Source organism: candidate division KSB1 bacterium (assembly GCA_022566355.1).
Lineage (GTDB): Bacteria > Zhuqueibacterota > JdFR-76 > JdFR-76 > DREG01 > JADFJB01.
On the sequence record JADFJB010000130.1, the window covers coordinates 1 to 12,500 of the forward strand.

Genomic DNA, 12,500 nt, shown 5'->3' on the forward strand with positions numbered 1-12,500 from the left:
ACAACCGATATCCAGGAACCTCCCTTTTGCATCTGCCAAATAGAGCGCGATAAATTCCTTTCGCAATCTGCCACGCAACCCTGCATAAACGACCTTCTCTTCCGGGTAATTGGCCCCGACTTCTTAATAAAAACGAATAAACCGTCACGCTTTTTAAGCTGTTGTTCCATGATCCTTTTTAAAAAATTTACGAATCCTGGTTTTCTCGGTTCGATCTAAAAATCCGGAAGCCAATAAGAATAAAAAGAATCCCAGGATTAAGCCAATTTTAAGAAAAATATTCTCCCATTGCAAGAAATAGATTTGGACAAGAAAAATACCCAAAGCAAGTACTGAAATTTTAGTGACCCGGCCCCATTCATAAGGAATAGGATAAAGTGGATTGGATTTTATGTAAAGGAGATAAGCAAGCACAATATAGGCTATCACTTTCGCCCATGCTGCTCCCAACATGCCGAAAAACGGAATCAACAAAAAATTTAACAGGATATTCACTCCGGCTGAGATGCCGGTAACCCATGCTATAATCAAGGTTTTCTTTTCCAAAAATACGCCGACATAAAAATTAACATACATTCCAAAAAAGATATTGCTGATCAGAATTAACGGAATAATACTGGTACTGGCCCAATATTTCTCTCCAAATAAACTGTAGCCAAATAAGTTAAAACGTACAATTTCGTCGACAAAAAGTGAGACTCCCAGGAAGACTATTGAGCAAGACAACATGAAATACGTCAAAACCCGCGCAAAAACAGCTTTGGCATTTGCCTGCTTGGAAGTGGAAAGAAAGAAAGGATGCCAGGCAAAACGGAAAGCAGCTATGAACAACGCCATAAAAGACCCCAATTTATAACCGGCGCTATAGATACCAGTGGTTTCCAGATCAGTTAAGCGCTCTATGATCGGGCGGTCAATAATATTCATCGCAACCACAGCCAACCCGGAAGATATATAGGGTAACCCAAAGCGGATGAGCTTACTGAAAATGGCAGTGTCAAATTTCAAAATAAAATACCGGAAAATGATTGGTAATAAGAAAAGGAAAGTTAAACCAGAAGACACCAGGTTGGCCCAAAAAATGCCTGCCACACCTTTCTTTAAAACCACAATAAACAAGATATTCGCTGCAATATTCAGCACAACATTAATGACTTTTAAAACTGCAAAAGGTATAGATTTTTCTTTAGCGCGCAGCGCCATAAATGGCATTAAAGTCAAGGAATCAAATAACAGTATGCCGGCACTTAATAAAATCAACATTGCTTCTGTTTCTGATCTGAAGATTATTATTGAGAACGTTTGATCGAAAACCACCAAAAGCCCTGTAAAAAGGACCGATGTGATTAATAAGGAAATCAAACCCGTACTAAATAAAACCTTTTGTTTTTTGAGGTCATTTTCCGGGGCAACAAAACGCAAGTAAGCGACATCCATTCCATAACCATAAATCACATTCATCAATGCCAGAAATGAAAATATCAATGCAGCTTTACCATATTCCCCGGTCGCAATTACATTAGTATGCAATGGCAATAATAAAAAACCCAGTCCCCGGCTGGCCATGTGGCCGATACCGTAAACTGCGGAATGGCGAAGCAATCGTTTAATGTGTGAAGTTACGGAAGCTTGTGGGATGGCTCAAACACTCCAATATTTAGGATATATCTCGATAACTGTCAACCAAAAAGGACATAAACAAAAACAATAATCAGGATTCTACAAGGTTGGTTATAACCTATTGAATTTATGGATATTATGATTTTCATAAAAGATTCTTTTAAAGAATACTCAAATTAGATAAATTTCAAATAAAAATAGCGTTAAGGCACTACTCCACCAGTTATAGCTTTGCTAAGCTGCTTAGAATTTTCCATTCTTCTTTGATTTTATCATTATTACTTTTCAACTTTTTTTGACAGGATAAACAGGATTATCAGGATAAAAATCCAGTATATCTTGTTAATCCTGTCAAAAAAGAAAAAACAGCTACACTATCAGGTGTAAAATTTGTGAATAATCCAGGTTCATTATTTATTAGGGAACTAAGTTTTGTAGATTTCTTATATATATGAACTGAACAAAATTAGCTTTCTATCAACTATTTATGAAAATCTCTAATCTCTTCATATTTCTAACTCTATTTACAGGCCAAGTTGCCATCGCCCAGGAATTCACGGTTAATGGCTATGTCCAGGACTCCCAATCCGGAGAAAGACTAATCGGGGCGAATCTTTTTGACCCGGATTTAAACGTCGGTACGACCACCAATGTTTACGGTTTCTTTAGTCTGACATTGAAAAATGCGGTAGCAGATTCCATCTTGCTGGTGGTATCCTATATCGGATATGAACGCTGGCAAAGAAGATTAGCAACCGGACAAGATTACCAATTGAATATTGAATTGAAACTTAGCCCGATAGCTATGGACAGTATTACTGTAATTGCCGACAACCTGGAATCCATCGAACAAAGGACAGCAATGAGCACCATTGAGATTCCGATCCGGCAACTTAAAACGGTACCGGCATTGCTCGGTGAGGTGGATGTGATCAAATCGATCCAGCTATTGCCAGGTGTGCAATCCGGGTCCGAAGGAAGCAGCGGACTTTATGTGCGGGGTGGATCACCTGATCAAAATCTTATCTTACTTGACGGCGCCCCGGTTTATAATGCATCCCATCTTTTTGGTTTCTTTTCTATTTTCAACTCTGATGCGGTAAAAAATATTAAGCTCATAAAAGGAGGCTTTCCAGCTCGATTTGGCGGCCGGTTATCATCCGTGCTTGAAATTAACATGAAGGAAGGCAACAACCAGGAATTTAATGGACAAGTGACGATAGGGATGATTGCTTCCCGGATTATGCTGGAAGGTCCGCTAAAAAAAGGCAATTCATCTTATATCATTTCAGCAAGGCGAACGTATGCAGACCTAATAGCAAAACCATTCCTCGATAAGGATGACAATGGTGGATACTACTTTACTGATTTGAATGCGAAGATGAATCATATGTTATCAAACAAAAATCGGCTTTATTTAAGTCTATATGCCGGTCTGGATAAATTTTACTTCCGAAGTAAAGAGACTTTAAATGGGGAGACATCCCAAGAAAACGGTAACCTAAGATGGGGCAATATAACTTCCACTCTTAGATGGAATAAACTCTTTAATAAAAAATTGTTTAGTAACACAACTGTGCTTTACAGTAAATATCGCTTTACGGTTGAGGTCGAGGAAGAATCTAAAAATCGCAGCATTTTATCGGAATCTTACCTTCTCAAGTATATCTCCGGCATCGAAGATTGGAGTGCCCGCATTGATTTTGACTTCCGGCCCAACCCAAGCCATTACATTAAGTTCGGTGGTGCCGCCACAAGCCATAAATTTAGTCCGGGTGCAGCACAATTTAAAGCAGCGGGTTTAAATATCACTGCATTGGATACTCTCATTGCACCCACCCAGGAACAAAATGCCATCGAAACAAATTTTTATGTTGAAGATGATCTTAGGTTTTCTGACAGATTAAAGGCCAACCTTGGGCTTCATTCTTCACTATTCTCAACCGAAGGCAAGCAGTATATTTCACTGCAACCTCGTTTATCCGCACGATTCATGGTAAGTAGTTGGGCACTCAAAGCTTCTTATGCCACCATGAGCCAGTACATCCATCTGCTCTCCAATGCCGGAATCGGGCTGCCAACAGACCTGTGGGTGCCGGCAACAAATAAAGTAAAACCACAAGGAAGCAAACAGATCGCTCTTGGCTTGGCTCGTTCGCTGAAGGACAAACAATATGAACTCAGCATCGAAACCTACTACAAAACCATGGACAATTTAATTGGATATAAAGATGGCGCAGAATTCCTTGGATTAGATACCGACTGGCAAAATAAGATCGAAGTCGGATCAGGCCGCTCCTATGGTCTGGAGATCTTCGTTCAAAAAAAACGAGGACGTACCACCGGTTGGCTCGGTTATACACTTTCCTGGACTGACAGGCTTTTTGAAAATTTGAATTTTGGCAAACGTTACCCATATCGCTACGACCGGCGTCATGATATTGCTATAGTCTTCAATCATCAACTATCCAGGGGTGTGGAATTGTCCGGAACCTGGATTTACGGCACAGGGAATGCGATATCAATACCGGAGGCAACCTATCCCACTGCAGTTTTACCGAACAGTTTCAGATTTTTTGATGGATTAATTGATTATTTACCTGATAGAAACGGAGTACGAATGCGATCTTATCATCGCCTGGATTTAGCGATTCGGTTTATTAAACGAAAAGATAGTAATGAGCGTCGAGTCTGGACAATTGGTATTTATAATGCTTACAGCCGCAAGAATCCTTTCTTTTACTTCTTCTCGACGGACCAGGTAGGTAACCCGGTTGTAAAACAGGCAAGCTTGTTTCCAATTATTCCTGCAATAAGTTATAGCCGAGGATTATAGGTTTACTCAAGAGAATGAATATGACAATTTATAAAAATAATTCAATTCAAACAGTACAGATAGCGTGGATTTTTCTAGCGCTGTTTACAATTATTGGATGTGAAACGATCGTAGAAGTCGACTTGCCGGAGCATGAACCGGTCCTGGTGGCTAATAGTCTTTTTAGCCCTGACCACCTTTGGGAAGTAAAGTTAAATAAAAGTAAAAGCAGCCTGGATAGAGAATCGAATAGAGCCATAACCAATGCTACCATTGAGATATTCGATGGGGAAAATCTAGTCGCTTCACTCACACATGGGCACGATGGCATTTATCGTTCACTGGCGAACGAGACACCTAATATTGGCAGTACATATACATTACAAGCTTCGGCACCCGGCTTCGATCCAATCGTCGCATCGGATTATGTTCCTGAACCCGTCCAAATCAGTTCGGTTCAAACCGACATCAATTCATATCCATTTAAGGTCACTGTCCGTTTTTCAGATCCACCAAATGAAAAAAATTATTACCAGGTTTTGGTTATTTCAGAAGATACAAATGGTAGCGGCGAATTACACCCTGTTTGGTTTGAATCAGATGATCTGCTTTTTCAGGACCTGGGTGGTGTCGATCCCGGTGACGCTCTTTTCGATGATTCATTAATTTCAGGTAAGAATTATAGTTTAATACTAAAAACCTATCCACACCAGGTTGAGCCACTGGCAAAGATGCATATTATGCTTCTTTCAGTTTCCGAATCCTATTACAATTACATGAAATCAACTAAATTTCAAGAAGACCATGGAGAAAATCCATTCTCAACCCCGATTCAAGTTTACAATAATATTGAAAATGGACTCGGAGTTTTTGCCGGGTACGCTGTTTCAATGTTCCCTGCGTTTGGGCAATAATTTGATGTTTGAAAACTAATCCGGAATTTCTAATTTATTCTACACACGACTTCAATCGATTCATTGCCGCAGTATAATTTTTAAATCCCAAGATAAAGGTTATTTTTATGAAAATAAACAATAATTTACTGATTGAATTCGACCATGAAATGGCAAATACTTGAAAGTCTCTCGAACGAATTCCGGAAGACAAACTCGATTGGAGACTTCACAAAAAATCATGGACTATGATAGAATTGGCGGCACACCTGGCAAATCTGCCGACCGGGGCTATGCATGCCATCAATCAAGACTCACTGGATTTAAAGCCTTCTCCTTATGCACCGCCATCAAAGACATTACCCGCAACTTCATGCCACGAAACCCTTGATCGGTTTGATAAGAATATTACAGATGCACTAGCCGTAATTGCCGATGCTAGCGATGAGCATTTACTTTCCTCCTGGACTCTTCTTTCCGGTGGAAAAGTAATTTTTGAACTTCGCCGGGTTGCCGTCTTACGAAATTTTGTTATGAATCATAATATCCATCATCGGGCTCAACTAGGCGTTTATCTGCGGCTTAACGACGTTGCGGTGCCGGCAATTTACGGCCAATCAACTGATGAAGGCAGCATATAGTATCCTTCAAAAGAAGCACATCTTTTGCAAATCAAAAAAGAAGCGAAGAAATTGGTGGACGAAGGATTTTTATTACGCGAAAATAAGGGATATGTGATTGATAAAGGAGGTGTTCATTGGGATTGGATTTTTTCAAAAAAAGAACAATAAGTAAATTCAAATTTGATATTTTTACTTCATAAATTCACACGATAAAAACTAAAATAATTTGCAACAATCTTAGATATTTTCTGTCTATTGTTTTTAATTTCATACTAATAAGGTTATTTGTGAATGAACCAAAATCCATAATTTGTAATACCCTCTATATTTTCAGGTTTTCCAAGAACTACCCAAAATGTTATCCCCGTCCCGCCTGGCAGGCTGTCGCAGAATAGGCAAAAAGCCTGGAATTGTCATCCTGAACGGAGCGAAGCGGAGTGAAGGATCTTGATTGAAACTCGTTGTAACTCTAGTATAATCAAGTTATTAAGGGCTGTACCAGCAAGATTCTTCGCTGGCGCTCAGAATGACATTTTAATGATATTGCGCATTGTGCGACAGCCTGCTGGGCGGGATTATCGGGGATCTTTTTACTTTGTCTTGCACTATTTGGACTCATTGCTTAACTTGAGCCAGAATCATAATGATCTAAGAAGGTAGATTCTCGCTAAAATCATACGGGAATGACAGGTGAGGGTGTTTTCATTCGGGCATTATTCAACAAAAGTCATCAAACCTCTGGATAGGAGTACAAAATGATAAAAAGACTGACAATTCTGGTAAAAATCTATTCCATCTTACTGATTTTTCCTGTCCTTACACAAAATGCTTATGCAGATGGAAAGGATAAGTTGATTCATGAATTCGTAAAAAAATATTATGACATGCAATTGTTTAACGGCTCGGTATTAGTCGCTGAAAACGACAAAGTCATTTACAAAAATGGTTTTGGTTATGCAAACATGGAGTGGAAGATTCCGAACAAACCCGACACAATATTCCGTATTGGCTCCGTCACGAAACAATTCACAGCAATCCTGATATTAAAATTAGTCGAAGAAGGAAAAATAAGTCTGGATGGTAAAATTACCGATTATCTTCCGGATTATCCAAAAAACCAGGGTGATAAAGTAACCATCCATCATCTTCTTACGCACACATCAGGTATCCCAAGTTATACAGGACTCCCAAATTTTTTTAAGGACATAAGCCGTAACCCCTATGAACCTGAAGAACTTCTATCGGTTTTTTCCGAGATGGAATTTGAGTTCGAGCCCGGATCGGAATTTCGTTATAACAATTCAGGCTATTTTATTCTTGGCGCAATTATCGAAAAAGTAGCTGGTAAACGGTACGATAAAGTTCTTCATGAGCAAATCCTTGATCCATTGCATTTAGAGAATACCGGCTATGAGCACTATAAAATAATAACTGAGAAGCGCGCTTCCGGATATCAAAAAGTACTTGGCGGATATCAAGTTGCTCAATATCTAGACACCACACTTCCCTACTCTGCCGGAATGATGTATTCATCAGTAGAAGACCTGTTTAAGTGGAATCAAATCCTTTATACGGAAAAGCTTTTTAAAGACCAAAAATACAAGAAATTGATGTTTACGCCAAATCTGCAGAACTATGGCTATGGCTGGATTATCCGGCAGCAAAAAATTGGAAAAACCGATAAATTTATCAATGTGATTGAACATGGCGGCGGTATTCACGGATTCAGCACCGGTTTTCGCCGACTTGTGGATGACAAACATGCAATTATTATCATGGACAACACTTCCGGAAATAGTAATGGCAAGATCATGAACGGGATTGTCAATATTCTATATGGAGAACCTACTGAAGATCCTAAGATGCCCATTGCGGAAGAATTAATGCCCATCATAAACAAAGAAGGAGTCGAAAAAGCGATCAGCCATTATAGTAAACTTAAAAAAGAAAAAGCAGATTCTTATGACTTTTCTGAAAGAGAGCTGAACAACCTGGGATACCAACTTTTGAACAACGATGATTTAGAAACGGCGATAGCTATTTTTAAACTGAATGTGGAAGCTTATCCGGATGCTTTCAATACCTACGACAGCCTTGGCGAGGCTTATAAGAAAATTGGCAATAAGAAACTAGCCATAAAAAATTACCAAAAATCTGTGCAGTTGAATCCTCGAAATGAAGGTGGTAAAGAAATGCTGGCGGAACTGGGAGTTGAAGTTGACCCGGATTTGGGTAAAGAAATGACACTCTCTGCAGAGATTTTGCAAAAGTATGTCGGAAAATATGAGCTTAAACCGAATTTTATAATAACAATTTCTTTAGAGGGCAACCAGCTTAAAGCCCAGGCTACCGGACAATCAGCATTTGAAATATTTGCAGAAAGAGAAACCAAATTTTTCTCCAAGGCATTTCCAGTACAAATGACCTTCGATCTCGCAGATTCTGGTCAAGTAGAAAGCATGACATTGCATCAGAATGGACAAAATATGCCTGCAAAGAAAATTGAATAAAATGGTATGTGAATAGTGTGGATTTGTGAAAATGCTTTTGTCATTTAAGGTTTTTGCATCAACACGGTTGATTCACGCCAAAAAACACATAACACATTTCCTCTTTGCTGTAACTAAATCAACTTATTGTTAGTTGGTGTTTGAAAATTTTAGAGTTGAAGATAGTCTACAATGACCTCCTTAATAGGGTTTAGTAATTATTATATGGAACGCATCAACCGTGTTGATGCTCCTTAAAAAATCATTTTATCTCGTCAAAATAAAACTTAATTACATCTTGACTTTTTCCACCCCATTTTGCATCTTCTTCTAAGTCACTTTTTTATAACCATTCAACACTTAATCATTTGAAGAAAACTAGTTTTATAATACTGCTTCCGGAGGAAATTATATGAAACCAAAGAAATTTATCTCATTACTCGTGTTTGCAATTGTTGTCTTTTACAAATGTGCAATCTTTCCATGCACAAAAGATTAATTGAAATCAATAAATTCAAAGCTAATATCAAAGGAGATTAAAAATGAAACCCATTCGTATATCAGTCATTTCGTTTTTCATCATTGCTTTTTTTACTATTGCTGTACACGCCCAGGATACTATTCGATTCGTTCCAAAAATTGGTTATCAGGCATTCAAGGTTCGGGAACCCGTATTGAAGCTTAAACCCGGAGATATCCTGGTTAGTAACACGTTGATGGGGCCCTATTATACCGAAGAAGGCGGGGCATGGCCGGGAGAAGTCGGACCTATACTAATCGAAGGTGCAACCACTAAAGATCAACTTGTCATTAAACTCATTAAAATACGCCCCAACCACGATTTAGCGCCTGCACGAATCAATCCTAATTTTGGTGGATTGGCTAGTGATATCCGGGTTCGAATGCTCAACCCTAAAATTCCTAGCAGTCGCTATCTTTGGCGAATCAATAAAGATAGAAATATGGGATCGTTAGATTTACCTAAAAGTAAACTCAAGAAAATTGAAGTACCACTCAAACCCATGTTGGGTCGCGTTGCTGTGGCGCCAAAAGGAGAAGAGTCATTTCCCGGATTGTGGCCCGGCGATTTCGGCGGCAATATGGATGCCCCTGAGATTCGCGAAGGTGTGACGGTTTACCTGCCGATTTTTCATGACGGCGCTTACTTTTATTTCGGCGATGGTCACGCGTTGCAGGGCCACGGAGAAATCGCCGGTACCGGATTGGAAACCACAATGGATGTAATCCTTCAATTTGATCTAATCAAAAACAAGCCCATCGATTGGCCGCGTATCGAAGATGAAGAATATATCATGGTCGCCGGCAGCGCCCGACCTTTAATCGATGCTTTCCGCCTGGCTCATGTGGAATTAATCGAATGGCTTGTTGATGATTACGGTTTCGATAAATGGGAAGCCTACCAGGTTCTTTCCCAGGTTGGCACCAGCACTGTTTCAAATATTGTGGATCCACTCTACACGGTTGTAGCTAAATTTCCAAAGAAGTATTTGCCGGAGTGAGTAATACCTTATTTATTTAAAATTTTTTAATTTCTAACTTGCCCATTTCCCAATTTATTATTACTTTTCCTTTCAGACAAAAGTCAATGGAATTCAAATCAACCTTGGAGGTTATCATGAAAGTTTCAAAAATTTCTTTTCTCTTAATGCTGGCAGTTCCTTTCGCTTTCTTTGCGTGCGCAGGTTTGGAAAGCAGCGAACTGGATGTTGCTGAAGTTCAAGCTGCTATTGAGGAAAATAATGCTAAATTTAGCGAGGCGCTGGTGAATGGCGATGTGGAAACCGCCGTTGCCTTCTATACGGACGACGCAATCGTAATGGCGCCCAATTTTCCTGAAATGATGGGTATGGAAGCCATTAAAGCTGGTTTTACCCAAATGATGGCAGGCGCTGAAATGACAAGTTTCAAATTAAACCTGAGTGAAGTACGTATTATGGGTAACCGGGCATGTGAAATTGGACATTATACCCTTTCAGTTTTATTACCTGATGAAGAAAGCACTGGGGATGATAATGGCAAATATCTCGCGATCTGGAAACAAACAGAAGATGGTTCCTGGAAAATGAGCATCAACATGTGGAACACCAGTGCAATGCCTGATATGAACATGTGATTGCGCAAAAATCCGAAATCCGAATATCTGAATTAACGTGAGTTCGATATAATTAATCTTAGGGAAAATATGCGAAATTATCAGCCTTCGACTCCGCTCAGGCTGCTGAATTTAAGCCATGGTGAGCGGAGTCAAACCATGAATTTATTTATGTCGAAACTCACGTTAATTTACAAACACTTTGATTGTGATTATATCTTTAAGAATTTACGTTTTTTCGTTTGTATATTGGAATTTAGATAGTAGGACTTGTTTAGGTTTCCTGATCAAGTCAGGAACAGGCTTCGAAATTAGAGATTAGGATTTCATAATAAAACCGCTGATCCACTTAGGTTCGGGCGGTTTTTTCTTTCTACTAATGGACTCCTCATGATTAAGATTATCCAGGCAACAACAAGCGAACATTTCCGCCAAGCACGTTTGTTGTTCGAGGAATATGCGGAAAGCCTGGATTTTGAACTTGATTTTCAGGAATTTGATATCGAACTTAAAGAAATACATACGATATATGCCCCGCCGGCCGGTTGTTTATTGTTGGCTCGAGAAAATGAAAAAGCAATCGGCTGTGTGGCTTTGAGAAAGATAGATAAAAAGATTTGTGAGATGAAACGACTTTATGTAAATCCAAATCACCGGGGCAAAGATATCAGTAGAATGTTGGCGGAACAGATCATTCAAGAAGCTAAACAAATCGGTTATTTTCGGATGCGATTAGATACAGTACCAAGCATGAAGATAGCTCGCTCATTGTATCGATCACTTGGTTTTACTGAAATCGAACCTTATCGATTCAACCCGATAGGAGGGACTTCTTTTATGGAACTTAAGATAGCAATGATCAATGAACAGTGAACAAATAACAGTTAACAGTGACCAGTTCGCGGTGAGAACTGAGCAATTAACAATGATTTAGAAAAAATGAAAGAAAAACTACCCCTACTAATTGACAACTTTTTTTAGGACGGCACTTCTGATATCTGGCATCTGGAATCCGGCGTCTGGAATCTAGTATCTGGTATCCGGCATCCGGCATCTGGTATCTGGCATCCGGCATCCGGCATCTGGTATCTGGTATAATTTCCCTGTTACGCTCCTCTTCCATTTCATCTATTTCATTTTTGCTGAACTTCTAAAAAAGTGGGTTATCGATAAACCTCCATCTTTTGGATCTTAACCGGCTTAACAGGTCTGTCTTTCAACCTTGGATTTTGTTTTTCCGTCTCAACTGCGGCTATTTTATTGACGACATCCATGCCTTTGGTAACTTGCCCGAATACCGTATAATCTCCATCTAAATTTGGTGTGGTACCGTGCATTATAAAAAATTGGGAGCCGGCTCCCGCCGACTTATCACCCACCCTGGCCATGGAAAGAATTCCTGGCACATGTTTCTTTGAATTAAACTCATGGGGCATCGCAACTAGAGGGCCACCGCTTCCATCATCAAATGGATCATCATTTTTAGTATTTGGATCTCCGCCTTGAAGCATAAAACCTGAAATCACACGATGAAATAGTGTATTGTCGTAAAAGCCCGACTCAGCCCTGATGATAAATGAATAACAATGAATCGGCGCTAATTCCGGAAAAAACTTAACTTCGATATTGCCATAATTGGTTATGATCCGAGCTTTTACACCCTTCATTTGATTCACTAAAAAAGTAATTTTAGCTTCATTTTTGTCCGTCATTTTTAAATCACTCTCCATTTGTTGAATATCATTCTCTAATTCAATATTTCCGGATATTAATCTTTCCAACTCCTCTTTCTTACCACAAGAAATGAAAGTTAATAAAACTAGTATAAAACCAACTATCCGAGATCTCATATTAACTCCTTAATTTAATGATTGATTATGAAACTTCTGAAAAATTAACAGAATGTCATTTCGACGTAGTCCTTCAGCTAGGCTTTTGGATAAACTC

At 39.2% G+C, this 12,500-nt stretch carries 8 protein-coding genes and 1 pseudogene; 7 read left to right on the plus strand and 2 right to left on the minus strand.

All coding sequences use genetic code 11. From position 1 onward, the window contains the following. Positions 1 to 153: 153 nt before the first annotated feature. Positions 154 to 1,602, minus strand: coding sequence for an oligosaccharide flippase family protein (locus IIC38_17430; protein ID MCH8127713.1), 1,449 nt, complete (start codon positions 1,600 to 1,602; stop codon positions 154 to 156). 505 nt (positions 1,603 to 2,107) lie between these two features. Between IIC38_17430 and IIC38_17435 the strand changes: the two genes are divergently transcribed. The 7 genes and pseudogenes from IIC38_17435 to IIC38_17465 all read left to right on the plus strand — a co-directional run bounded on the left by IIC38_17435 (position 2,108) and on the right by IIC38_17465 (position 11,426). Next, positions 2,108 to 4,456: a TonB-dependent receptor gene (locus IIC38_17435; GenBank protein ID MCH8127714.1), complete on the plus strand. Its 2,349-nt coding sequence runs from the start codon at positions 2,108 to 2,110 to the stop codon at positions 4,454 to 4,456. A 20-nt stretch (positions 4,457 to 4,476) separates the two neighbouring features. Further along, on the plus strand, positions 4,477 to 5,349 hold the full coding sequence (locus IIC38_17440; GenBank protein MCH8127715.1) for a DUF4249 domain-containing protein: 873 nt from the start codon (positions 4,477 to 4,479) through the stop codon (positions 5,347 to 5,349). Positions 5,350 to 5,456: 107 nt separating this feature from the next. After that, positions 5,457 to 5,969: pseudogene (locus tag IIC38_17445) on the plus strand (DinB family protein). Between the two features lie 737 nt (positions 5,970 to 6,706). Continuing rightward, on the plus strand, positions 6,707 to 8,461 hold the full coding sequence (locus tag IIC38_17450; protein ID MCH8127716.1) for a serine hydrolase: 1,755 nt from the start codon (positions 6,707 to 6,709) through the stop codon (positions 8,459 to 8,461). Between the two features lie 521 nt (positions 8,462 to 8,982). Then, positions 8,983 to 9,960, plus strand: coding sequence for an acetamidase/formamidase family protein (locus IIC38_17455; protein ID MCH8127717.1), 978 nt, complete (start codon positions 8,983 to 8,985; stop codon positions 9,958 to 9,960). A gap of 116 nt (positions 9,961 to 10,076) precedes the next feature. Next, positions 10,077 to 10,574 (plus strand): SgcJ/EcaC family oxidoreductase, encoded by a 498-nt coding sequence (locus IIC38_17460; protein ID MCH8127718.1) that lies wholly within the window; start codon positions 10,077 to 10,079, stop codon positions 10,572 to 10,574. A gap of 369 nt (positions 10,575 to 10,943) precedes the next feature. Beyond that, complete coding sequence (locus tag IIC38_17465) at positions 10,944 to 11,426, plus strand: GNAT family N-acetyltransferase (protein ID MCH8127719.1); 483 nt, start codon at positions 10,944 to 10,946, stop codon at positions 11,424 to 11,426. Positions 11,427 to 11,716: 290 nt separating this feature from the next. Here the strand turns inward: IIC38_17465 and IIC38_17470 are convergent, their stop codons facing one another. After that, the gene (locus IIC38_17470; GenBank protein MCH8127720.1) at positions 11,717 to 12,220 is read right to left on the minus strand and encodes a peptidylprolyl isomerase; all 504 of its coding nucleotides are present in this window, start codon (positions 12,218 to 12,220) and stop codon (positions 11,717 to 11,719) included. Positions 12,221 to 12,500: the final 280 nt, after the last annotated feature.

Bases quoted from the DNA above. Each gene is read 5' to 3' on its own strand.
- IIC38_17435 (MCH8127714.1), top strand. From the start codon at position 2,108: ATGAAAATCTCTAATCTCTTCATATTTCTAACTCTATTTACAGGCCAA.
- IIC38_17440 (MCH8127715.1), top strand. From the start codon at position 4,477: ATGACAATTTATAAAAATAATTCAATTCAAACAGTACAGATAGCGTGG.
- IIC38_17450 (MCH8127716.1), top strand. From the start codon at position 6,707: ATGATAAAAAGACTGACAATTCTGGTAAAAATCTATTCCATCTTACTG.
- IIC38_17455 (MCH8127717.1), top strand. From the start codon at position 8,983: ATGAAACCCATTCGTATATCAGTCATTTCGTTTTTCATCATTGCTTTT.
- IIC38_17460 (MCH8127718.1), top strand. From the start codon at position 10,077: ATGAAAGTTTCAAAAATTTCTTTTCTCTTAATGCTGGCAGTTCCTTTC.
- IIC38_17465 (MCH8127719.1), top strand. From the start codon at position 10,944: ATGATTAAGATTATCCAGGCAACAACAAGCGAACATTTCCGCCAAGCA.
- IIC38_17470 (MCH8127720.1), bottom strand. From the start codon at position 12,220: ATGAAGGGTGTAAAAGCTCGGATCATAACCAATTATGGCAATATCGAA.